This is a genomic window from Marinomonas algicola (assembly GCF_014805825.1).
Taxonomy (GTDB): Bacteria; Pseudomonadota; Gammaproteobacteria; order Pseudomonadales; family Marinomonadaceae; genus Marinomonas; species Marinomonas algicola.
The window spans coordinates 18,448-43,094 of record NZ_CP061941.1 but is presented as its reverse complement, the minus strand read 5'-3'; the positions used below and the strand labels follow the sequence as shown (position 1 = coordinate 43,094).

General features: G+C 42.2%; 23 protein-coding genes. 10 read left to right on the top strand and 13 right to left on the bottom strand.

Annotated features, from left to right (window positions below; genetic code table 11):
- Positions 1-4: 4 nt before the first annotated feature.
- The 6 genes from IEZ33_RS00190 to IEZ33_RS00165 form a co-directional block, all read right to left on the bottom strand.
- Positions 5-1,291, bottom strand: coding sequence for an MFS transporter (locus tag IEZ33_RS00190; RefSeq protein ID WP_191601749.1), 1,287 nt, complete (start codon positions 1,289-1,291; stop codon positions 5-7).
- Between the two features lie 54 nt (positions 1,292-1,345).
- Complete coding sequence (locus IEZ33_RS00185) at positions 1,346-1,807, bottom strand: pseudoazurin (protein ID WP_240009587.1); 462 nt, start codon at positions 1,805-1,807, stop codon at positions 1,346-1,348.
- 4 nt (positions 1,808-1,811) lie between these two features.
- On the bottom strand, positions 1,812-2,696 hold the full coding sequence (locus IEZ33_RS00180; RefSeq protein WP_240009586.1) for an ABC transporter ATP-binding protein: 885 nt from the start codon (positions 2,694-2,696) through the stop codon (positions 1,812-1,814).
- On the bottom strand, positions 2,693-3,751 hold the full coding sequence (locus tag IEZ33_RS00175) for a FecCD family ABC transporter permease (RefSeq protein ID WP_191601748.1): 1,059 nt from the start codon (positions 3,749-3,751) through the stop codon (positions 2,693-2,695). Before IEZ33_RS00175 ends, IEZ33_RS00180 begins: the two co-directional genes overlap by 4 nt.
- A gap of 41 nt (positions 3,752-3,792) precedes the next feature.
- The gene (locus IEZ33_RS00170) at positions 3,793-4,890 is read right to left on the bottom strand and encodes an ABC transporter substrate-binding protein (protein WP_191601747.1); all 1,098 of its coding nucleotides are present in this window, start codon (positions 4,888-4,890) and stop codon (positions 3,793-3,795) included.
- A gap of 136 nt (positions 4,891-5,026) precedes the next feature.
- Complete coding sequence (locus IEZ33_RS00165; RefSeq protein WP_240009585.1) at positions 5,027-6,391, bottom strand: MATE family efflux transporter; 1,365 nt, start codon at positions 6,389-6,391, stop codon at positions 5,027-5,029.
- A 296-nt stretch (positions 6,392-6,687) separates the two neighbouring features.
- Here IEZ33_RS00165 and IEZ33_RS00160 point away from each other — a divergent pair, with 296 nt between their 5' ends.
- Together IEZ33_RS00160 and IEZ33_RS00155 are read left to right on the top strand one after the other, a co-directional pair.
- Positions 6,688-6,855 carry a hypothetical protein gene (locus IEZ33_RS00160; protein WP_191601746.1) on the top strand — a complete coding sequence of 56 codons (168 nt, stop codon included), beginning with the start codon at positions 6,688-6,690 and terminating at the stop codon, positions 6,853-6,855.
- 41 nt (positions 6,856-6,896) lie between these two features.
- Complete coding sequence (locus IEZ33_RS00155; protein WP_191601745.1) at positions 6,897-7,343, top strand: group II truncated hemoglobin; 447 nt, start codon at positions 6,897-6,899, stop codon at positions 7,341-7,343.
- A gap of 70 nt (positions 7,344-7,413) precedes the next feature.
- Here IEZ33_RS00155 and norR read toward each other — a convergent pair whose 3' ends face one another.
- Positions 7,414-9,000 (bottom strand): nitric oxide reductase transcriptional regulator NorR, encoded by a 1,587-nt coding sequence (norR, locus tag IEZ33_RS00150; protein ID WP_191601744.1) that lies wholly within the window; start codon positions 8,998-9,000, stop codon positions 7,414-7,416.
- A gap of 251 nt (positions 9,001-9,251) precedes the next feature.
- Between norR and hmpA the strand changes: the two genes are divergently transcribed.
- Positions 9,252-10,436, top strand: coding sequence for an NO-inducible flavohemoprotein (gene hmpA, locus IEZ33_RS00145; protein ID WP_191601743.1), 1,185 nt, complete (start codon positions 9,252-9,254; stop codon positions 10,434-10,436).
- 81 nt (positions 10,437-10,517) lie between these two features.
- On the opposite strand, the gene IEZ33_RS00140 is transcribed toward hmpA, so the two are convergent.
- From IEZ33_RS00140 to cysQ, 5 genes are all read right to left on the bottom strand, one after another.
- Positions 10,518-11,399, bottom strand: a complete 882-nt coding sequence (locus IEZ33_RS00140; RefSeq protein ID WP_191601742.1) for a DMT family transporter — start codon at positions 11,397-11,399, stop codon at positions 10,518-10,520.
- A gap of 69 nt (positions 11,400-11,468) precedes the next feature.
- Positions 11,469-12,623: a GNAT family N-acetyltransferase gene (locus IEZ33_RS00135; protein WP_191601741.1), complete on the bottom strand. Its 1,155-nt coding sequence runs from the start codon at positions 12,621-12,623 to the stop codon at positions 11,469-11,471.
- Positions 12,624-12,667: 44 nt separating this feature from the next.
- Entirely contained in the window at positions 12,668-13,486 is an 819-nt protein-coding gene (gene aroE, locus IEZ33_RS00130; protein ID WP_191603474.1) for a shikimate dehydrogenase, read from the bottom strand.
- Between the two features lie 22 nt (positions 13,487-13,508).
- On the bottom strand, positions 13,509-14,459 hold the full coding sequence (hemF, locus tag IEZ33_RS00125) for an oxygen-dependent coproporphyrinogen oxidase (protein ID WP_191603473.1): 951 nt from the start codon (positions 14,457-14,459) through the stop codon (positions 13,509-13,511).
- A gap of 305 nt (positions 14,460-14,764) precedes the next feature.
- The gene (gene cysQ / locus IEZ33_RS00120; RefSeq protein WP_191601740.1) at positions 14,765-15,607 is read right to left on the bottom strand and encodes a 3'(2'),5'-bisphosphate nucleotidase CysQ; all 843 of its coding nucleotides are present in this window, start codon (positions 15,605-15,607) and stop codon (positions 14,765-14,767) included.
- A gap of 77 nt (positions 15,608-15,684) precedes the next feature.
- Here cysQ and hslR point away from each other — a divergent pair, with 77 nt between their 5' ends.
- Positions 15,685-16,098 (top strand): ribosome-associated heat shock protein Hsp15, encoded by a 414-nt coding sequence (gene hslR, locus IEZ33_RS00115; protein ID WP_191601739.1) that lies wholly within the window; start codon positions 15,685-15,687, stop codon positions 16,096-16,098.
- Between the two features lie 204 nt (positions 16,099-16,302).
- On the opposite strand, the gene dprA is transcribed toward hslR, so the two are convergent.
- Positions 16,303-17,565, bottom strand: coding sequence for a DNA-processing protein DprA (gene dprA / locus IEZ33_RS00110; protein WP_191601738.1), 1,263 nt, complete (start codon positions 17,563-17,565; stop codon positions 16,303-16,305).
- 312 nt (positions 17,566-17,877) lie between these two features.
- Here dprA and def point away from each other — a divergent pair, with 312 nt between their 5' ends.
- From def to ybaK, 6 genes are all read left to right on the top strand, one after another.
- On the top strand, positions 17,878-18,384 hold the full coding sequence (gene def, locus IEZ33_RS00105) for a peptide deformylase (RefSeq protein ID WP_191601737.1): 507 nt from the start codon (positions 17,878-17,880) through the stop codon (positions 18,382-18,384).
- Between the two features lie 134 nt (positions 18,385-18,518).
- Positions 18,519-19,541, top strand: a complete 1,023-nt coding sequence (gene fmt, locus IEZ33_RS00100; RefSeq protein WP_191601736.1) for a methionyl-tRNA formyltransferase — start codon at positions 18,519-18,521, stop codon at positions 19,539-19,541.
- On the top strand, positions 19,531-20,883 hold the full coding sequence (gene rsmB / locus IEZ33_RS00095) for a 16S rRNA (cytosine(967)-C(5))-methyltransferase RsmB (protein WP_191601735.1): 1,353 nt from the start codon (positions 19,531-19,533) through the stop codon (positions 20,881-20,883). The genes fmt and rsmB overlap by 11 nt, the downstream gene beginning before the upstream one ends.
- A 267-nt stretch (positions 20,884-21,150) precedes the next feature.
- On the top strand, positions 21,151-22,524 hold the full coding sequence (gene trkA, locus IEZ33_RS00090) for a Trk system potassium transporter TrkA (RefSeq protein ID WP_191601734.1): 1,374 nt from the start codon (positions 21,151-21,153) through the stop codon (positions 22,522-22,524).
- A 109-nt stretch (positions 22,525-22,633) separates the two neighbouring features.
- The gene (locus IEZ33_RS00085; RefSeq protein ID WP_191601733.1) at positions 22,634-24,082 is read left to right on the top strand and encodes a TrkH family potassium uptake protein; all 1,449 of its coding nucleotides are present in this window, start codon (positions 22,634-22,636) and stop codon (positions 24,080-24,082) included.
- 85 nt (positions 24,083-24,167) lie between these two features.
- Entirely contained in the window at positions 24,168-24,638 is a 471-nt protein-coding gene (gene ybaK, locus IEZ33_RS00080; protein ID WP_191601732.1) for a Cys-tRNA(Pro) deacylase, read from the top strand.
- Positions 24,639-24,647 lie beyond the last annotated feature (9 nt).

The window sequence follows — 24,647 nt, the reverse complement described above, 5'->3', positions numbered from 1 at the left end:
ACAATTAAAGTGGATTCAATGCACTGGTTTTAGACTGATGTTTTACTTGTCGGTACAAACCGCCACCAGCAAGACAGCTGATCAAGAACAACCCTAACCAAATGACGCCGTGCTCCAGCTCTGTTGAAGACAGCAACCAGCTGGTAACAACATTGCCTAGAAAAGCATACACGCCACCAATACAAGCAAATAGTCCGTAATATCTCCCAAGCTCATTGACTGAAGAAAACGTCGGGATATACGCGCCTAACAGGGGAAAAACTAACATAGAGCCAATACTGAAAAACACCGCACAGATCAAAAAAGGTAACGCGGGTAGCCAAGTTGTCTCGATACTTAACCATAGATAAGCGCTCCCCATTATCCCCATCCCAAGACCCATTCCCAAAGCGGTGCCTAATTTTTTTTCCACCAATCGACTCATCGGCATTTGTAGCGTAACGCCCAAAATAGAGGACACAACAAACACCCAAGTAATGATACTTACGTTATCCGTTACTAAGCGAACCTCACTGGGTATAGCACTGTATAATTGATGAAATAATAAGGGGTAAACCGATGCATAACAGGCGAATCGTATAAAAGCCGAATTTTTTAACATGGCTAACCACTGGTGCCAAAAGGAGCGGTAAGCTAATAGGGTGAGACTGTCTTTCGGCGCACTCGAAGTCGACTCTTTTTCATCTGAAGGTTTGTGATTAGCACGCTTGCTATCAGGTAAATAATACCATTGGATGACTAAAAGTAAGGCAAAAAAAACAGCCGAAGTGACCCCAATCCAAGCAAAAGAAACTGACAGTAACGCTAAGCCAAACACTGGACCAAGTAACATTCCAGCTTCACTGGCTAAATTCTGTAATGCAAAAATACCTTCTCTTTCATGTTGTCGAGGATAGTCAGAAGCTAGGTACGCTTGACTGCTTGGGGTAAAAAGCGCACCAGCAAAACCAGATAAAAAAGCGCCTAGAATTAATGCATAGAGGCTTTCTCCAATGCCTAATAAGGCAAATCCAACCACTCTCACCGCACAGCCCAAAAGAATCATCGGCTTATAGCCAAAGTAATCCCCTAAGGTGCCGCCAACGAGAAAGAGACCTTGTTGGCTAAGGACTCGTAATCCGATAATAAAACCAACAAAACCGCCACTCAAACCCAAATCCTGCGCCAAATGCGTCGCTAGATAAGGCAGCATCATGTAGAAACCTAAGTTAAAGGTAAAGCCATTGATTACCAGTACTCGGCCAGCCGCTGTAAGAGTACTCCAATCGGCTAAAAACGACTTTAAAAACATAACGAACCAAACAGCTGAATAAATAAAATGAAGACGGTATTAAGCAAGTTAGTATTATTGATGTATTTGCCGCAGCAACTCATCGACTCGTTCAGGTTTTAGAGCGACTTTAGAACGTAGCTTAGGCGCTTTGGCCATGAGTTTATCTAGGTTTGAAGCAAGTTCTACTTGAATCATTCCAACCATGCCCATCATTAAATGGGGAGGGCAATAAAAGAGATGTAACCCTTCTTGTTCAAGTGCGATGGTATAGGGTTTATCAACTGGCGTTTTCCACGATTTAGCGCCGTCGGGGACAACATAGGATCTCGCATTATGACCACTATTTGAGGGGATAAAGGTCACTGTATCACCTACTTCAGCCTGCACAAAGTCAGGCTCAAATACCATGCTGCCTTTTGCACCAAAATTAAGCATCTTTATTTCCCAGTCAGCCGCACTTGTAGAATGGACAAACACACCCGCAAAAACGAACACGACACATTGGAAAGGTTTAAGAAGGATAACGTTTTTCAATGATTTACACACCGGTAGCGACCTTTTTTTGAGGCATTAAATCGTCATTAATATGACGATATTGGGGTTCAGTTTGGCGTATTGTTCGAACAAATGGCATACCAGACGAGTCGCTAATAATTTCAGCCTTAATCTTGTAAACATCTTGAACCATTTTCGCCGTTAGTACCTGGTTGGGATGCCCTTGTGACACCAAATTACCGTCTTTTAAAACCAACAAATTATCCGCATATTGCGCCGACAAATTTAAATCATGCAACACTAAGAGAGTGATCCACCCTTCTTTTTTCGTTTTCTCAGCTAAGTGTTCCAACAACACATGCTGAAAATGCAAATCCAAAGCACTCACGGGTTCATCCAACATTAAGATTTTAGGTTGTCTCATTAACGCTTGAGCGAACAGCACCATCTGACATTGACCACCACTTAATGTACTAACGTCACGATGTGCAAGATGCACTAATCCAATGTCATTCAATGCCACTAAAGCATCTTGAATCATATTGTCTTCTAAACGAAAGCTAAGGGCATCGAGCTGACCGAGTAAAACAACCTCTAAGACACTCAAACCAACATCTAAACGAATGTCTTGTGGCATATAACCAAACCGTTTCCTCCACTCAGCAAGAGAGCGCTTCGTCAATTTAATATCCGGAAGATAAATATCACCAGACTGCCGTTTTATGTCTCCAAATAAGGCTTTCAGCAGGGTACTTTTACCCGTACCGTTAGGGCCAATAATAACGTGTATTTTTCCGGCCTCTAAAGAAAATGACATGTCTTTAGCGAGCACTAAATCTCCCAATGCCACATTGAGTTGATCCACCATCAACACAGGGTTTTCACTTTCAATCTTGCTTTTTAACGAAGTCACAGAGTCCATTTTCATAATGATTTTCTTTTACTCATGATTAGCCAAAAAAAGAAAGGGACACCAATAATGGCAGTAACAATACCGATTGGAAATAAAGCACCAGGAACAATGATTTTTGACAGTACTGAGGCACTGGACAACAAACAAGCCCCTAAAATAAAGGACAAAGGTAAGAAGTAACGCTGATCTTCCCCTACAATCATTCGAGCCATATTTGGAGCAACAATCCCCACAAAGCCAATAATGCCCACAAAACTGGTGACGGTAGCGGTCATAACAGCAACCAAAAATAAGGTTTTAAGGCGTAATCGAGCCACATCTACACCTAAGCTTTTGGCCCTTGCTTCTCCTAACCTAAGTGCCGTTAATTTCCATGAATCTCGTAATAAAAAAAACAGACATGTCAGTGTCACAGCAAAAACCAAAGCGACATTGCTCCAATTTGCTTTAGATAAACTACCAAATAGCCAAAACAGAATTTGTTGGCTCAACTCAGGAGACGAAACAAACTGAACTAAAGACAATAAAGATTGAAACAAGAAGAGTAGGGCAATACCGGCAAGGACTAACTGACCTGAACTGATTCTTTGCATCATAGCGAGTGAAAAGAGAAAAAAGGCCGCCAGCATGCAAAAAATAAACGCGCTAATAGGAACACTAATGCTTGGGTGGAAACCAAACGCATCAAAATACAAAGAAAACGCCGCGCCAAACCCCGCTGCAGCGGCCATTCCCAATGTATAGGGGCTGGCCATTGAATTGTTCAATAAGGTTTGCATTTCCGCGCCGCCAACACCTAATACACCTCCGACAATGACAGCCATAATGGCAACAGGTAAGCGTAACTTAGCGACAATGACTTGGGTTGTTGGGTCAACATTGATAGCAAAGCCCATTAGGTTGAATAGCGCATTAAGTACATCTAGGACATTTAATAGGGCGGGTCCCGTTGCAATATCGAGTAGAAATGAAAAAAACAGCATAAAAGCGAGGCATGCAATAATAGAAAAGCGACGTTTTTCCAAACGTCGCTGATCTTTTACAGCATTTTGAAGAAGATCAGAATGCATAAAAATACTCTAATAAAAACAAGTCTGCCTAAAAATAAAGATTACTCTGTAACCTGTACCGCAAAGGTTCCTGTGGGTACAACAGGTAAATACTTCTTATAAAAATCAAGGTAGGCTTGTTCAGGATCTGTATCCTTAAATAAGCTTGGGTATTGTGCTTTTGCCATGTACAAAGCCATAGATGCATCTAAAATAGTCCGTGAAGCACCTTGATAAATACCATAAACACGGTTGTTTTGAACCGCTGGAAAAGCAGACCATCCATCTCGCTGAGTGAAGCCTTTTAGCCTTTCTACCGACATAGAGCGATCGATTCCTTGCCCCATTGGCATAGAATCACCCTTCACACCTGACTCGGTACCAGCAATAAAAACCACATCTGGTTGAGAGGCAATAACTTGCTCAGGGTTCATCGGTCCCCACCATTCAATAAAAGGGGCGGCAATGTTGTCTCCACCCATCGCCGAGGACATGGCACCCCACATATTCTTACCGTAAGTAAAACTGTATTCACTAGGACCCTTATTACCAAATTCAATATAGGTTTTTGGCTTTGGTAAACCAGATTTTGAAATTTTCTGTTGAGTAGATGCAATCACAGCTTCGTATTCGTTTGCGATTGTTTTAGCACGCTCTTGTTGACCCGTTAATTGGCCAATGATATTGGTGCTTTTCAAATGACGTTCTAACGTTTGCGCGTTGTAATCAACGACAACAACCGGAATACCTTCTTCTTCTAACGTATCAGCGTCCATACCTAGGCCTTTATACTGCCAATCCGCTAGCAATACGACACTTGGTTTGAGGCTTAATACTTTTTCAATCGAGAACGTCTGAGATTCAACTTCTCCCACGTCAGGGATATCTTTTAGAGAAGGGCGATAATTCGTATACAAAGACCAACTAGCTGGACGCCAGCTTTCCCATGTATCTCTGGAAATACCAACCACATGATCAAAGGCTTGCTCGGAGCCTATTGCCATATAGTCTTCAGCATAAAATCCCAAAATCACTCGTTGGGCAGGCAAGTCAACTTCAACTTGTCGACCTAAAACATCCTCAATCACTGTCATATCGGCGAATGCCGTTTGCGCAACCAACAGAGAACCCATAAGTGAACTTATTAGACCCAGCTTCATTATCTCTTCCTTAAACAAAAATCATTTTTAATTGAAGAGGGATTTTACACAAATGACACTCAATATCAAATAGTATTGAGAATTGTTTTTATTCGTATTTTGAGAATCTAATTTGAATCAAATTACGCTCTGTGCATCATGAGCATGACTTTTCAAACCACACTTCTGTCGATATGGCTTGTCTATAGCACCAATACAGAGATAACCCTCGAGCCACAAACAAACAACAAAAGCTCATCCACAGTCCATGATTATCCAAAGGCTGTGAGATGTACCATAAAGGGAAAAACACCAATAACACACTAAAAATCATCGTGTTTTGCATTTGTTTGACCGCCGTAACACCAATAAAAACACCATCTAACATAAATGACCAAACACTTAATAAAGGCAACCACACCAGCCAAGGCAGGTACAGAGCCGCCTCCGACTTAACGGAGGGTACACTGGTTAAAAAGCCGATAATAGCATTCCCAAATAGCCAAAAAATCGCCGTTAGGCCGATGGCGGTTAACAAAGCCCAAACACAAGCTAACATAACGGTTTTTCTAAATTGTGATGGATTATTAGCCCCTTTTGCTTCACCACATAAGGCTTCCACTGAAAAAGCAAAGCCATCCAATGCATTGGAAATAATGAGAACAAACGTCAGTAATACGGAATTCGCCGCCAGAATTGCATCACTTTGCTGCGCGCTTTGCGCTGTAAAAAAGCTCATAACAATTAACAACAGAACCGTTCGTACAAATAAATAGCGATTCACTTGCACCAACTCAATATAAGCTCGCCATTTAATCAAAGCAACGACAGGAACGGCGCCAGACATATGGCGTAATTTCTTAGCCGCCAGAAAGATGGCCAGAATCACACCAATGTAGTGCGACCACACCGTTGCCCAAGCCACCCCGTCACTTGCCATATTAAGATGGTATACAGCGTAATAATCCAAAATCATATTGGCGATATTAATCACCAATAAGACCCACAACGGACCTTTGGAGTATTGAATACCGAAGAACCAGCCAATCAAAGCATAACCCGCTAATACAGCTGGAGCACTCATAATACGCGCTTCAAAATACACTCTTGCCCAAGGTTCAATCTCTTTACTTGGAGACATCAAAGACATCGCTAATTCTAAAATAGGACCTCTACATAAAATCAATAATAGACCAATAGAAAAGCCCATTAAAACCGATTGAAATAAGAGTTCACGAACACGAGTGACGTCTTTTTTACCAAGGGCTTGAGCGGTTAACCCTGTTGATCCCATACGTAAAAAGCCGAATGCCCAAAAAATAAAGCTAAACACACTTGCCCCAATCGCGACAGCGCCCATATGAGTCGCGGTGCCAAGGTGCCCAACCACCATAGTATCCACTAGGCCTAATAGCGGCGTTGTAATGTTCGCTAGCATAGGCGGCCATGACATGTGCCATATACGGTTATGCACAGCACGATCTTGTTGGAAACGGCTCACTATCGAATAAAACGCTGACATAAGGCATTGACCCTTTGTGGATAACCAAGATGAGATACTGTAAAAAGTTATTCACAGCCTACATTTTAACGATCGGATTGTGGGTAGTATGAGGTGTTATACATACTTTTTTTCAAAAAATGGGGACAAAGTACTCAATTCGTCCAATATACAAAGTCATAATGTTACTCTAAATTTATCCACAAAATAAGATCAAGTGTATAAATACACTCTCTATTAAAAAAAACAGGTAAAAGCAGCAATTTAATTCAGATTTTATTAAACTGGCTGTCATACTATTTTTGTTCGGAGTGTTTATGAAAAAGAAGTTGAAACCGATTGTCGAAGGTTTAGCCGTCGGTATCGTATTTTTTAGTATTACGTTACTGTTCGAGATCCCTTTCGTTATGAGTGTCATCATTGGCTTATTGGCCTCAGTAGGCGGATACCGAAATTCCATAAAAATGGATAAAGAAGAAAAATAACCCGTTTGCTCAATAGTATGTAACATCAAAAGGAAGCATTTATGACAATAGATAAGCCAGACAATATTGATTACGGAAAAGGTGATAGTACGTTGAGGGCTGTCGGAGGGCACAAAGGATTACATCAATTAGTAGAAGATTTCTATCTAACCATGAGCACTCAAAGTGAGTTTAAAAAACTCAGGGACATGCACCCAACGGATTTAAAACTGTCCATTGATAAACTCTATTGTTTTCTATCTGGTTGGATGGGAGGAGAACGCTTATATAGCCAGAAATATGGTTCCATCAGTATTCCACAAGCGCACTCACACATAGATGTAGGCTATGAAGATAAAAAAATGTGGCTAGATTGCATGGCCATCGCATTAGAGAAGCAAGCTTACCCTAAGGAATTAATCCGCTACTTATTAATTCAGTTAGAAATACCAGCGGAACGTATTCGTCAAGTCAGTGCCGCCAGACAGTCGATCCAGAAGAAAACTTAAGCCATAGCCTCTATTTAATAAGGCGAAGTAAATCATTCACTACTTACTTTTATCAACCGTTCTTATGATATCAATCTCTTTTAATTTGCCTGACCACAGTAATACCTAAACGCTTACTTAAGCGTATTAAGTTCGCTCTATCCATAGACAATAATTTAGCGGCAACAGACCAATTCCCAGTCGCATGCTCCCACGCTTGCAATATCATGGAGCGTTGAAATTGATCGGTGGCATCTTTTAACGATGTTGAAAAGTCTGATGTTTGACTCACTTGATTTTTAGATGATCGTTCGAGAGACAACAAACTCGTCTCTTCTGAAGAAAATAAATAATTCACATCCGCCACACAGATACGGGGAATAGAATGACGTGTATTCGCCTTAGCATGCAATGCGGCACGAATAATCACATGTTCTAATTCTCGTACGTTTCCAGGCCAATGGTAATGGCTAAGCAGCTCCAACGCTTGTGAGTCAATGATCAACTGGGACAACCCCAACTTTCGCCGTGTCTGTTCCGCAAAATACCCAGCTAATAATGGCACATCACCAGAACGCTCTCTCAGTGCCGGTACTTTAATAGGGAATACGCTTAACCTATGATAAAGATCCACTCGAAAACGCTTTGCCTTTACCTCTTCCGCTAACACTCGATTTGTCGCCGCAAGAATTCTCACATCAACATATTCAATAGCGTCTTGTCCTACAGGTTGAATTTCATGACTTTGTAATACCCGTAACAATTTACCTTGTGCCGCTAAAGGTAACTCTCCGATCTCATCCAGAAATAAAGTCCCACCATTTGCTAAGCTAAATTTTCCTGCTCGAGTACGATCGGCCCCCGTAAAGGCACCTTTTACATGGCCAAAAAGCTCACTTTCCACTAAATTCTCAGGTAGAGCCGCGCAGTTTACATACACTAAAGGGCCTTCTGAACGGCTCGAACAATGATGTAAAGTTCGGGCCACCAGCTCTTTGCCAACGCCTGTTTCCCCTTCAATTAAGGTAGCAAAATCAGAGGGCGCTACGACTTCGAGTTCGTGCTTTAATTTACACATTGCAGGACTGTTGCCAATAATTTCACCCCCGTCCTTTACTAAGGCTTCAGTGGTTAACTCCAGAACCACTTTCTTCACATGTTGAGATTGGGTTTCAAGTGTTTGCAGCAACATTGAGGTGTTTAATGTCGCGGCCGACATGGCGGAAATGATATCAAGTGTTCTTTGAGGGATATCATCAAATACATTCGGTTCCATACTATCTAACGTCAATACGCCAATTACTTCATTGTCCACAAGTAATGGCAGCCCCATACAAGCATGGATAGGTAGATTCCCTTCGTGAAGCAATAACATGCCATCGTATGGGTCAGGTAAAGGCGAATGTTTTTCAAACACGATCGGAATTTTAGAGCGGCATATTTCTAAAAAACGAGGGTGGGAGTCAATATCAAAACGTCGACCAAGCGTATCTTTTAAAAGTCCGTGTTGTGCCAAAGGAACAAGAATTCGACCCTGTTGACGTAAGAGTACCACCGCATCACAAGAGATGGTTTGACGAATCACTGTCAATAATCGATCGAACCTATCGATCCCTGTAACACTGTTTGTTAAATCAATCGCAAGATCAATCAACGCATTAGAAGATATGGCTGCCATAACGTACTCTCTTTCGAATTGGCACTAAGGTCAGTATTAACCTTTAACGGCCACGCTTAAATACTAAAACAGTTTGACCTAAATAGGTCATTTTAACCTATAAATATTATAGGTCATTTTGACATGAATCATTTTTAAATTCTGTTAGCATTATTGTTTTATAAAGGTTTTTACTTCTTGGCATAGGCAATGCAATACAGCAAATAGGTTTACTAAAAATGCTTTTTTAATTTTATCGTCGAGGAACAACCATGCTTACAGAAAGCCAGATTGCTACCGTAAAAAGTACTATTCCTTTATTAGAAGATGTTGGTAATTCCCTTACCCAACATTTCTATCAGCGTATGTTCAAGCATAACCCAGAGTTAAAACATATTTTTAATATGAGTAACCAGCATTCTGGAGCCCAATCATTGGCCTTGTTTAATGCAATTGCCGCCTATGCAAAGCACATAGATAACTTGCCAGTACTGACGCAAGCCGTCGAAAAAATTGCCCAAAAACACACAAGCCTTTCTATTCAAGCTGATCACTATGCCATCGTTGGCCACCATTTGATTGAAACCTTACGTGAACTTGCTCAAGATGCTTTTACCTCTGAAATAGAAGACGCTTGGACCGCCGCTTACGGGCAATTAGCCGATGTTTTTATCCAGCGAGAAGGCGCTCTTTATCAAGCAAGAGCAGAGGCGGAAGGAGGTTGGAAAGGCGCTAGAAAATTCCGCTTAATAGAAAAACGTATTGAGTCCGAACTGGTGAAAAGCTTAATCTTTGAACCTCTCGATCAACAAGCGGTTATTGGCTTTTTACCAGGTCAATACCTCGGTATAAAAGTACAACCAAAAAACTCAGAATATGAGCAAATACGCCAATACTCTTTATCTGATACGGCGAATGGTGAAACCTATAGAATTTCAGTAAAACGAGAAGTAATGGGAGTGCCTGGGCTAGTGTCCAATTACTTACATGATGGCTTACGGTTAAATGAAGAGGTTGAACTCTTTGCCCCTGCAGGCGATTTCTTTTTTGTTGATCGCAATCGACCTGTGGTAACCCTATCCGCTGGCGTCGGTTTAACGCCTATGATTTCTATTTTGGAAAGCCTGGCTCAAACAGGCTATCAGCGACCTGTCATGCATCTGCACGCTTGTGAGAATCGCCAGCAGCACTCTTTCAAGAAGCGAGTCTTACAGCTAACGCAAGCGCTTAATTTAACTCATCATACTTGGTACAACAACGACCACAGTGAAGATCCTCTTATTCATCACGGATTAATGGACTTAAGCACGATTGAGAATTTACCTTTGGAAAACGGTGATTTCTATCTTTGTGGACCCATAGGTTTTATGAAGTTTGCAAAACAACAGCTGGAAACATTTGGCGTTAGTGATGATCGAATTCATTACGAGGTGTTTGGGCCACATCAAGATATGTAACCTCCTTTTACCGCATAATAAACTTTGGCTAGACTCGCCGATACGAGCTAGCCAAAGTCTTCCTCATTTATACTAAACGGTTTATTGCTCTGTCTTTAACGCTTTTGTAAATGAAAACCCTGTCGTTTTCATCGTACCAAGTACCACTAATACGCCACCGATAAAAGTATGAATACCTACTTTTTCATCCAAAAACACCACTCCCCAGAAGACACCAAAAATCGGAATCAGGAAGGTAACGGTAAGCAAGGAAGAGGAGCCAATATCCTCTAAAAGTTTAAAGAAAATCAGATAAGCCACGCCAGTACAAACAACGCCAAGGGCAATTACTGAAATCGATTCCACTGCATTAGGTGTCGTATTAGGTGTAAAAAAGAGAGCAATGGGTAATAGGGCAATGGTTGCCATTAACATGGAACCTTGTGCATTATTAAAGGGAGCAACAGGGCTTACTACTTGTGTATAGGTGGCCGCTACGCCATAGCATAAAGGTGCGCCCAACACGACCAATACAGCAAACCACGCTTGATTTTTTAACAAATCGGCATCAAAGCCGACAATAACCGCTACACCCAGTACCCCAAGACTTAACCCGATCACGGCATTACGAGTTAAGGGTTTACGAAAATACAAAGCTCCAATTGCCGCGCCAAATACGGGTGTTAAGGCGTTAATAATAGACATCATAGAAGCCGTTAAATACTGTGCAGCATAACCGTAACAAAGAAAGGGCAGAGCACTGCTCATCACACCAAGGAAGGTATAATGTTTCCAGTGCTGCCTAAGGTGTAATTTTTTCTTCATCAATAAGGCAACGACGCATAAAAACAAGGCGGCGAAACCTACGCGTGATTCAATCAACCATACTGGGCCAAGTGGTGGAGCGCCAATTCTCATAAATAAAAATGACGCCCCCCAAATTGATGCCAATAGTAATAAATACATTGCACTTTTAACGCCCATATCACACCTTAAGATAACGTTGTTTGTAAAGAAGATACTCTTTGAATTGGAGAGTGAATAATACGCTCATTAAGCGGTTTTAAAAGGTAACAGATTGGTTGTTTCTTGATGATACAGAACAACAGATTGCGCTTCTTCTTTACAAAAAGCCTCGATTGCCTCTCGGAAGCCTTCATTATCTATGTAATGCAAACTATGAGAATAAACAGGTTCAAAACCACGAGCAATTTTATGCTCACCTTGAGTGCCTGGATCAAAGTGCTGCAGGCCTTTTTCGAGACAAAATTCAATGCCTTGGTAATAACAAGCTTCAAAGTGCAAACAATCAAACTCTTGCAGACAACCCCAATAGCGACCATACAATGACTGATCGTCAAAGAAACACCAAGAAGCCGCCACGGCCTGATCATCATGATACGCCAGCACCAGTACAACCTGTTCACCCATAGTTTGCACTAACTGCTGGAAAAACTCGCGTGTTAAATACCCATACTGTCCACGTTTAGCGTAAGTCGATTGATAACACAGATAAAAAAAAGAAAGGTCATCTTCCGTCAATTCCACGCCCAGTTTGCGCTGTAAACGGATTCCCTGTTGAACCACCTTTTGACGTTCTTTACGAGCACTTTTGCGTTTACGACTCGAAAAATGCTCCAGATAATGCTCCATATCTCTATAATCACGATTAAACCAATGAAATTGGCAAGACACTCTCGACAAAATTGGATCATCAACAAACGCCTGTTTCACGTGAGACTTGGTAAACAAAAGATGCCAGCTGGACATCGTTTGTTGTTGTGTTCTTTGTGTTAATAAATCGCCAACGGTCGCGTATAAGCCTAAAAGTTCCATTGAATTACCCTGAGGATCCAACGCTGTAAAAATACGTGGGCCCGTTACAGGAGAAAAGGGGACAGCCCATATTCGTTTCGGAAAATAGGGATAACCATAGCGCTGGTAAGCATCAGCCCATGACCAATCAAAAACAAATTCACCCTGAGAATGCGTTTTCAAATAAGTAGGCACTATAGCAACAGGGGTATCATCGTCTTCCATCAACAAGATGTACTCTGGATACCAACCGGTCTCACCTCCGACACTGCCACTGTCTTCAAGTGCAGCATGGAACGCATATTGAGCAAAAGGATACTTTGTCTCACCGATCGCTTGTTGCCAGCGTACTTTACCTATTTGTTGAACTTGATTGAACCATTGGGCCTTCATTTCAATACCTTACTTTGCATCAACAAATGACATTAACAATGACGTTACTCAAGGTCGGCACGCATCTTATTAATAAGGGAATCCGTATCAGGTCGCTTCATACGCCACAAGAAAAACGCTTCAGCGGCCTGCTCAACCAACATACCTAAACCATCGGAACCTTTGGCTCCCAATTCATAAGCCCATTTAAGAAACACCGTTGGCTCTTTTGCATACATCATGTCATAGCACCAAGTGTCTGAGTGGATAACCGACTCAGGCAGCGGAGGTAAGTCACCACTTAAACTGGCTGATGTCCCATTAATAATGACATCAAATTCCCCAGTAACCTGATCAAACTCACTGGCTATAACTGAGATGGCTTCTTGACTGAAATGCTCTGCGAGAACCTGCGCCTTTGATAAGGTACGATTAGCGATCACTATTTCCTTTGGAGACTCATTACGTAAAGGTTCTAAAACGCCGCGAACCGCCCCACCAGCGCCTAAGACCAATACGCGTTTTCCCGTTAAGGATTGACCATGGTTCTCACAAATGTCTCTCACCATACCGACACCATCGGTGTTATCCCCAAAAATCTGGCCATTTTTACCCACAAGCAAAGTGTTAACAGCACCAGCTTGCTTTGCTCTGGGGCTCACTACATCACACAGATTAAAGGCTCTTTCTTTAAACGGTACGGTAACATTCAACCCCTTACCGCCTTCCCTAAAGAACTCTTTTACTTGTAATTCGAAAGTATCTACATCCCCCAATAATTTGGAATACGTCAACGATTGCAAGGTTGACTTCGCAAAAAAATGATGGATATCAGGCGACTTGCTGTGAGCAATTGGGTTACCGAATACACCGTACTGATCCATGTTTATTGATTCATTTGTCACATTACTGTCCTCGATTTAGCCAGTCTTTATCCGTCAAAAAATGCGTTAATAAACGCGCCTCTTCCGTTCCTTCATCGGGTTTATAGTCGTAGCCCCATTTCACTTCTGGTGGTAGTGACATCAAAATAGATTCGGTTCGACCCGCGCCACTTTGTAATCCAAAGTGAGTTCCTCGATCAAACACCAGATTAAACTCAACATAACGACCGCGACGATTTAATTGAAAGTCACGTTCCCTTTCGCCATAAGGCGTTGCCAGTCGTTTTGCAACAATCGGGGGATACGCCTTAGTATAAGCATCGCCAACAGACTGCATAAATGCAAAGCTACCGTCAAAGCCCAACTCAGAAAAATCATCAAAGAATAAGCCACCAATACCACGAGGCTCACCTCGATGCTTCAGATGGAAATAGCCATCACACCATTTTTTGAAGCGATCGTAATAGTCGTCCCCAAATGGTTCACATGCTTCTAAAGCCGTTTGATGCCATTGAGTGCAATCTTCATCAAAACCGTAATAAGGTGTTAAATCAAAACCACCACCAAACCACCAAACGGATTCCATGCCTTCTTTGTGAACCACGAACAACCGAACGTTCGCATGAGAGGTCGGTACATAAGGGTTTTTAGGGTGCATCACCAATGACACTCCCATTGCTTCGAAACGACCACCCGCTAATTCAGGACGGTCTGCCGTTGCCGAAGGAGGGAGCTTATCCCCCATAACATGAGAGAAATTTACGCCACCTTTTTCAAACACATCGCCATTTTCAATAACACGAGTACGGCCACCGCCTCCATTTGAACGATCCCACGCGTCTTCTTTAAAGCGCGCTTGCGGTTCAAACATTTCCAATGCGGCACAAATATGATCCTGTAGGCCCATTAGATAGGCTTTTACAGACTGGATATTTTCCTGAGTTAACCCTTTTTGAACATTGTTCGCCGACACATTCTTCTCCGATATCGATTCATCAAAATGCACTCTACTATAAGGTTGCACCTTTTCGTTCCGCACAGTTTATCATTCATCTATGAGTGGGGGGTATGCAAGGATAAGTAGAATTCGGCTTTTTCCATACACGGCCACTGTTTATATGTAAACGAATCCACCATTATGATAAATACTCATTCGCCATATTATGAGTCGAAAACGAGCGGTATTAAGAGAAAGTATTCAAGTATAAAGAGTAAAAAGCAGGAGTAAGTAGTCACTTATGGTACTCGTTTTTCAACATCAACGACCGCCAGCATTCGCTAGGGCCGCTCTGACTTATACCATTCTAAAATGACAGGGGCCAAGGCGGACGTAGCCACAAAGAAGTGGCCGTTCAATAATGAAGTGCGTTTATTATAAGCAAAAGGAACCCCGTTAAAGTCCATTAGCACACCACCAGCGCCTTCGACAATCGCTTGAGTGGCGGCGGTGTCCCACTCGCTTGTTGGCCCACGGCGTAAATGAATATCCGCCACACCTTCTGCAATTCGGCACGCTTTAATCGAACTGCCTTTTGGAATTTCTTGAATATGAGAAAAATCATTCAATAGCTCAGTTTTTAAGGACTCTGGCAATTCAGGACTGTGGCTGCGGCTTGTCATCGCAACTAGGGTAGACGCAGGCGCTCTCGCCTGAATCACCTGATAACCGTCCTCGGTCCATTTAATCGCGCCTTTTGGTAACCCTTCAACGTCTCCCGTTACGCCAAAGAACCCTTCTTGAGTCACAGGTAAATACACCATACCTAAAATAGGTATGTGGTTTTCAACCAAAGCAATATTAACGCTGAATTCACCATTACGTTTGATGAATTCTTTGGTCCCGTCTAATGGGTCAACTACCCATAAACGTGGCCAAGTCACTCTTTCTTCAAATGGATATATACCTTCTTCAGAAAGCACTGGGATATCTGGTGTTAGCTTTTTTAGTCCCTCAAGAATGATATGATGGGCGGCCATATCCGCGGCCGTAACGGGACTGTCATCTGACTTTTTTTGTATACCTAAATCGTTTCGCTGATAAATATCCATGATGGCATCAGCAGCATTGTGTATTATCTGCTGTAGCTCAACAAAAAACGGGTGGCCGTTGACATCCTTCATAGTAAATTACGCCTCAACATAACACTCAATATACAGAGTGCAAATAATAGAAATCAGATAGGTAAATACAGTCTCTTATGAGTAAAGCAGAAAAACAGCCCGCTCCACAAGCAATACGTTTAGACAAATGGCTATGGGCCGCACGTTTTTACAAAACACGTTCACTTTGTAAAGACGCTATTGACGGGGGAAAGGTGTCTTATAATGGCGCCAAGGGCAAAGCCAGTCGTTCAGTTGAGGTGGGCGCAACCTTGACACTGAAACTAGGATACGATGAAAAGACAGTCGTTATCAAAGCCATTAGCGAACAAAGACGCGGTGCTCCAGAAGCACAGCTTCTTTATGAAGAAACGGCCGAATCCATTGAGAAACGTGAAAAGAAAGCCCTGCAGCATAAAACCCTTGGCGGACGAATCATGGCGGATCACAAGCCAAACAAAAAAGAACGCCGTGATATTAAGCAACTCAAAAACGATATTTTTGGCTCTTAACCTGGCCATTACCGATATTTTACACCGGTTCACTTCACCCTGTTCTTCACGTGAAACAGGGTGAGTCACATTCCTCAAAACAAAATATACAGAAACAGCACCGGTTTACTCTAGCTCTACTTTTCTCTCATCGGACCATTGCCTACATCCAATGTCAGTTCACCTTTTGACACATCTATTCTGCTATTCTAACGGTCCAAATGACTAAGGATAACAATAACAACGTCGATATCCCGTGGTATACGGTTCAATACAAGCCAACATTTCTAACTCAACCAAAGCTTGCATTAAGTCACTGATACTACAGCCAATCACATCCATAAAATCAGAAAATTCTAGAATGCTTTCTTTATCAACTTTGTTAAAACAAACCAGTACTGACCGAGCAACGCTAGATAAGGATGATATTGGCACCTCGACCGGTTGCATGAGTATTGATCGGGCCCGTCCTTCATGACTCCCTTTTGATTGAGTGATTGGCGACTGAGATGACACCATAACGGGAACCAACTCGTTTAACACATCGTCCACATCCATAACTAAAGTGGCCCCTTGTTGAATCAGACGATGGCAGCCTTGAGCATTGTTTTGATCAATTCTACCAGGAATAGCAAAGACCTCTCTGTTATGTTGTAAAGCGTAACTCGCGCTAATCAATGATCCGCTTTTCTCCGTGGCTTCCACAACCAGAACACCTTCACTTAACCCACTGATAATACGGTTACGGGGAGGAAATAGATTAGGGCGAGCCGATGTCATCAATGGGTACTCACTGACCCAAGCACCGCCTGCTTTTAAAATATTCTCAAACAAACGAACATTCGCTTTCGGATAAAGCTTTTCAAAGCCAGTCCCCATAACCGCAATATTCGGCCTATTAACGGCATTGGCACCTTCATGGGCGGCACTGTCTATGCCCGTTGCGCCACCACTAACTACCGTTATACCTTCTTCACTTAGCTGCTTGGAAAATTGAAAGCCCAACTGGCGACCATAATGGCTACAGCGTCGTGCCCCTACCATCCCCAAACAAACCCTGGACAGACACTCAAGGTTACCTTTTACGTATAAAAGAATAGGGGGGACTGGAATTTCGCTTAACTTGATAGGGTAATCCATGTCGCCTTTTATAATTAAATGATGTGATTCGTCTTTTAACCATTCTAGAGTGTGCTGCAATTTAGACTCCGTTTCAGCCGATAGCACTCTTTGTTGGCAATACAGCCCCGCTTGATGAGCGGCGTCTTTTGGCCATTTTAATTTGATGAATAAATGAGTATCTAGCTCAGAACAAAAAGTGGCCTCATGATCTCCTTCCATTTCAAGCAAGGTTAAATATTGCCAAAGGCGATCTAAGCGTGTCGGTCCCGCCCCCTTCATTAAACTTAGACTTAACCAATCTAATAGGTTAAGCGGTCGATTATTTTTCGGGTCAGCGAGGCTGTCAAAAGAGAGTTGTATCGTCATTGTGCTTTCCTTAGCTGTCAATCAACAATAAAGCCATACATTAATCATTCATTAAATATTGAGCCTGTAGGCGCTCAAACATTACTTGTCCTAAATAATGCTTTTATTAATTCAAACATAATTGTGTAATTGACTCCACAGAAACGCTGATCAATCTTTTAACATACGTTACAATAGGCTCATTAAATTATGACTAGTTGTTCATTTCAATGTCTATATTACGTTTGGGGTTGCATTTGGACCTTCATTGATCACTCCCAAATAAAGCAGACGTGAGAAGATCAACATAGAACTGAATTGTGGAAAATTATTATGGCTGTATTACCGGTATTAGAATTCCCTGATCCGCGCTTACGAACTGTAGCTAAACCCATCACAGAGTTTACTCCAGAACTGCAAACGATGATCGACGATATGCTTGAAACAATGTATGACGAAAACGGTCTGGGGCTGGCGGCCACACAAGTGAATTATCATCACCGCTTAGTTGTTATGGACTTTTCGGAAGAAAAAAATGATCCGATCGTGTTCATCAACCCTGAGTTTGAGGTGCTTGATGATGCGCCAAATGAACAACAAGAAGGCTGTTTATCGGTTCCAGGGTTTTATGAACATATTTATCGCGCGGCAAAAGTCAGAGTGAAAGCGCTCGATCGTCATGGTAAAGCGTTTCAAATGGATGTAGATGAGCTATTGGCGGTTTGTGTTCAGCATGAAATCGATCACTTAGATGGCAAACTTATGGTGGATTATTTATCACCTTTAAAACGCAACCGCATTAAAACGAAGCTGCTTAAACTCAAGAAGATGAAAGACTGAATCATTCAGGACTATGCGCTTTACCTTGGTTTCTATGCAAACCGATTAACTGTTTAGAATCAGGCCTCGGCCTGATTTTTTCTTTTTATCCGCCTTGTGGTTTCTAACTTACTTTTACTTTGGAGACTTATTCCATGCCAGACAATTCAATTACTTTTAGAGATACGGACGTTCAACCCTTACGTATTATTTTTGCAGGTACGCCAGAGTTTGCTGCATCCAGTTTACAGTCTTTAATCGATCATGCAGCAGACCGTAATTATCAAATTGTTGCCGCGTATACGCAACCGGATAGACCTTCTGGGAGAGGCCAAAAACTTATACCCAGCCCAGTAAAAGCGCTTGCAATAGAACATGACATTCCTGTTTATCAGCCATTGAACTTTAAACAAGAAGAAGACCGTAATATGTTGTCTGCTCTAAACGCAGACGTAATGATTGTTGCCGCCTATGGATTGATTTTACCGAAAACGGTATTAGACACCCCCAGATTAGGCTGTCTTAATGTCCATGCCTCTCTGCTGCCCAGATGGCGCGGAGCGGCACCGATTCATCGAGCCGTGATGGCCGGGGACTCCGAAACGGGTATTACTATCATGCAAATGGATGTGGGCTTGGATACAGGCGATATGTTACTGAAAGCGCATTGCCAGATAGAACCAAATCAAACCTCAGGCGAGCTACATGATAAACTGGCCGTTCTTGGTGGCCAGGCTTTAATTAACGCTTTAGATCAATTAGATTCAGGTCAGCTACAGAGTGAAGTACAAGATGATCAACTTGCTTGTTATGCATCAAAATTAGTAAAACAAGAAGGGGAGATAGATTGGACCGCCGAAGCCGTAACTCTGGAACGAAAAGTACTGGGGTTATCTCCTTGGCCTGTTGCTTATACAGAAACGAGTAAAGGCACAATGAGAATTCATGGTGCGCATCTTATTGACGAGGCAATGGTCTCCAAATCAGCCGCGGGGGAAATCATTCAAGTCACAAAAGACGCGGTACACATTGCAACAGGAAAAGGTACGCTTGCCCTTACTGTAATTCAATTCGCTGGTGGAAAACGTTTAACCGTGAAAGATGCGCTAAATGGGAAACACAGTGATCTTCTTCAGGTTGGTCAAACTCTTACTCAAGGCGTATCTCATGACGGATAAACACCAATACTTTTCAGAATCGTCTGTACTTTATTTAACGGCCCGCTCCGTTTCTATAGCAGTTATCACTGGCGTATTGCAAAACAAAGGCTCGCTTAGTACTCAACTTACAAAACACGCCAGTCGTGTTCACAGTGAACATCAAGCAAAGTTGAAAGAAATTTGTTTTGGCGTTTGTCGATGGTATCCAAAACTTAACAGTATTGCCTTAAGCATGTTGCAACAACCATTTGAAGAGGAAGACTACGACCTGTATGCCGCCTTGCTAATAGGGTTGTATCAAATTGACTATATGGACACACCGGACCATGCGGCCGTTAATGAAGCGGTTGAGGCGTCCAAAGAATTAAATAAGAATTGGGCTGGAAAGTTAATCAATGCCGTATTACGTCGCTATTTAAGAGAAAAAGATGCCATCATTGCGGCCATTGATTCTATGCCTTCAGTAGAATACGTTCATCCTAAGTGGTTTATGAAACGTTTAAAAAAACACTGGCCGGATAACCTAGACGCCATTGTTGACGCAAATAACAGCCATCCACCTATGTGTCTTAGAGTAAATGAGCGCCATGTTTCACGTGAAACAGCGATAGAGCTATTGTTATCAGAAGATATAGATACAGAAAAAGGCCTGTTTTCATCCTCTTCTTTGTATCTTAAAAAACCGGTTAGGGTGAATCAATTACCTCATTTCGAACTAGGCTATTTTAGTGTGCAAGATGAATCAGCTCAATTAGCGGCCTTTATTTTAGACTTAAAAGAGGGAGAAAAAGTCTTGGATGCTTGCGCAGCACCTGGCGGTAAAACAGGTCATTTACTAGAAAGAGCCAACCTAGATGTCACCGCTCTTGAATTGGAACCTTGGCGTTTAGATAAAATACATGAAAATTTAGATCGTTTACAATTATCGGCAAAGGTAATTTGTGCAGACGCAAGTGATACGGATTCATGGTGGGACGGACAATCGTTTGACAAAATCTTATTGGATGCACCTTGCTCAGCGACCGGTGTTATTCGAAGAAACCCAGATATTAAAATCAATAGAAAACCAAAAGAAGTCGAAGAGCTTACGCATACTCAAAAAAACATTTTGCACGCTGTCTGGAAGACCCTTGCGCCAGGAGGACAACTGCTTTACGCCACCTGTTCAATTTTGGAAGAAGAGAACGCGCTTCAAATAGCACGCTTTCTCGAAACACACGATGATGCTATTGAAAAAGCATTAGACCTACCAGAAGAGTGCGGCGTTAAAGTACAACATGGGAGACAACTGTTACCCCAAAAACAAGGGCATGATGGATTTTATTATTGTTTACTAGAAAAAATAGCTCAAAGCAGATAAAACAAACAGGGAGCCATTAGAGTAAAAATACACACCAACAAAGGAGTCAATCATGACTTCTTTGTTTAGATATAAAGAGTTTAAATAAGAAACACACATTATTTTATAATATTTAGAAAACAGCATTAATTAATTAACCTAATGGGTTTAACATTAGCCCAACACATCACCACAAAGATACTATTACATTCACAATTTAAATTTGACTCTTGAAGCGGACAGCTAGGCTCGACCTTTGTCTATTATTTCAGTCAATCAAGGTACTGTATGAAAATCATAATCATAGGTGCAGGACAAGTTGGAGCGACACTCGCAGAAAACTTAGCGAATGAAGATAATGACATCACCGTCATCGATGTAGACGGCAAGCTCTTACGAGAATTACAAGATAGATTAGACATCCAAACAGTTGAAGGCAATGGCGCTCACCCAGAAATATTAGAGCAAGCAGGCTGCGATGATGCCGATATGCTGATCGCCGTAAGCAACCATGATGAAACGAACATGGTGGCTTGCCAAGTGGCTTTCACACTTTTCAAAACGCCTACAAAAATTGGGCGAGTTCGCTCCAGTGCTTATTCGAAGTACCCGCAATTATTTGATGATAGCGCGCTGCCTATCGACGTTCGTATCAGTCCAGAAAAAGCCGTCACACAACATTTGCAAAGATTGATTCGTTATCCCGGTGCTTTACAGGTAATGGAGTTTGCTAATGGCAAAGTGCAGTTGGTTGTCGTAAAAGCAGAAACTGGTGGGCCTCTTATTAACCAACCCATTAGTTTCTTAAAGGAACACATGCCTTCAATTCAAACACGCATCGCTGCAATCTATCGAGATGGCCATTCCATTACACCTGATGGTAATACCGAAATCCGCGCCCATGATGAAGTTTTCTTTTTGACAGCACAAAGAGATGTGTTGGATGTCATGAGTGAACTGCGCCCATTAGACACACCTTATCGTAGAATTATTATTGCGGGTGGTGGCAATATTGGTGAACGCCTTGCTAGAACACTGGAAAAAGAATATCGAGTAAAAATCATTGAACGAGGTTCAGCACGTTGTCGATACTTGTCAGAGACGCTCGATAATACGATTGTGTTGCACGGAGACGCCTCTAAACAAGAGTTATTGCTAGAAGAAAATATTGAATCGACCGATGTTTTTTGTGCCTTAACGAATAATGATGAAGCCAATATCATGTCATCAATGCTGGCCAAACGACTTGGCGTCCGCACCGTTATGACCATCATTAATAATCCAGCTTATGTTGATATTGTGCAGGAAGGCATGATCGATATTGCGATCTCTCCTCAACAGACGACCATTAGCTCATTGTTATCTTTTATCCGTCGAGGAGATGTAGTCAATGTCCACTCTCTTCGAAAAGGTGCCGCAGAAGCATTAGAGGCCATAGCGCATGGAGATTACCGATCGTCTAAAGTCGTTGGTCGCAGCATTGCTAATATAAATTTACCAGAAGGTGCGACCATTGGAGCCGTTGTACGAGGTGATGAAGTATTGATTGCAACCGGCGACCTGATGATTCAAGCAGAAGACCACATCATTATCTTCGTCTCAAATAAGAAGCAAATTTCAGCCGTAGAGCAATTGTTTCAGGTGGGCCTAACCTTTTTCTAAATACGTTTGCCGCTCTATTAAGAAAGAGGAAAAGCCGACAGGCTTAACTTTTTTCCGACACATAACATTAACAATACCGTTTATACGTCTCTTTCATCAAGGATAAGACATGCACATTCAGGTTATTCTTCGCGTTATAGGACTACTGGTTATGGTGTTTAGCCTAACCTTGATTCCGCCAATGATGGTTTCTCTCATCTATAACGACGGAGCAATGAACGCTTTTATTTACGCATTAGGCGTAAATTTACTAGGAGGATTCTGCCTCTGGTTGCCTTTCAGAACTCAAAAGCAAGATCTGAGCATTAGAGACGGCTTTATTATAACGGTACTATTTTGGTCTGTTCTAGGACTGTTCGGTTCCGTACCTTTTATGCTGACCGACTCCGCCGCATTAAGTTTTACCGACGCTTTATTTGAGTCCTTGTCAGGTTTAACAACAACAGGAGCAACTATCCTTACAGGGTTAGACGATCTCCCCAAATCCATTTTATTCTATCGCCAATTATTACAATGGTTAGGCGGTATGGGGATCATCGTATTGGCTGTCGCGATCATGCCCATGTTGGGAATAGGGGGAATGCAGCTGTATCGAGCAGAAACACCAGGCCCAGTGAAAGACTCTAAGCTGACGCCTCGTATCGCAGAAACAGCAAAAGCGCTTTGGTATATCTATGCCACGTTAACGCTCTTGTGCGCGTTTGGGTATTGGGCCGCAGGCATGACATTATTCGATGCTATCTGCCATAGTTTTTCGACGGTCGCTATTGGTGGGTTTTCAACGCATGATGCCAGTATTGGCTATTTCAACAGTCCAGTCATTGAGTTGATTTGTGTGGCCTTTATGATTATTGCCGCCGTGAATTTTGCCTTGCACTTTTTTGCCTGGCGTCATCGCAGTATTTGGCATTACTTTAAAGACCCTGAAGTGAAATTTTTCTTATTCATTTTGCTTTGCACGATTAGCCTTTCAACGATTGTATTGGGCATTACGTCTTCCTTCGAATGGTCAACCGCTCTTCGTTTCGCTATTTTCGAAAGTGTTTCCATTGCCACTACAGCAGGGTTTAGTACTTCAGACTTTGCCAGTTGGCCACACTTTTTACCTTTCCTTCTCATTGTCACATCGTTTGCTGGTGGTTGTGCTAGCTCAACGGGTGGCGGTATGAAGGTCATCCGTATTCTTTTGATCCTTAAACAGGGGCTACGAGAGATTCAACGTTTAGTGCATCCTAGTGCGGTTATTCCAGTTAAACTGGGCGGTAAAGCGATTCCTGAAAATGTCATTTCCGCCGTTTGGGGTTTCTTTTCCGCTTACTTAATTGTGTACGTTATCTTGATGGTTGGTTTGATGGCCACAGGAATAGATCAGGTGACCGCTTGGTCGGCTGTGGCCGCCACCTTGAATAACTTAGGTCCTGGCTTAGGCGAAGTGGCCGCAAATTTTGGAAGCATCAATGATCCAGCTAAATGGATGCTGTGCTTTGCTATGCTGTTGGGGCGCTTAGAGGTATTTACTTTATTAGTTTTGTTTACCCCAATGTTTTGGCAAAAATAGACGCTATACTCGTTAATTTAAAGACACTGGAAGAAACGTATTTTGTTCGCTCAGATGTTTTATTTATGAATTAGGAAGGAAGACAATGACACCCGCTTGTAAACGTTTAAAACAGCAAAACATCCCCTACAGTATTCACGAATACGAGCACGATACACATTGCACAAACTTTGGTATGGAAGCGGCTGAAAAATTAAACCTGAATCCAAACCAAGTATTTAAGACACTTCTAGTGACCGATGATAAATCAACTTTTGTCGCCATCGTCCCAGTAACCAGTACGTTAAACCTTAAAAAGGTGTCTAATGCATTCAAAGTCAAAAAATTGCATATGGCTGATCCTAAAAATGCAGAACGACTCACGGGCTATCTTGTTGGCGGTATCAGTCCGATTGGTCAAAAGAAAGGCCTTGCCACCTGTATTGATGACAGCGCCAAAGAATTTAATCGGATTTATGTTAGTGGGGGCAAGAGAGGTCTGGATATAGGACTCGCTCCGCAAGACTTGTTGGGAGCCTGCCATAAAGCTATTTTTGCCAGCATTAAAGAGGACTAAGAGAAACCT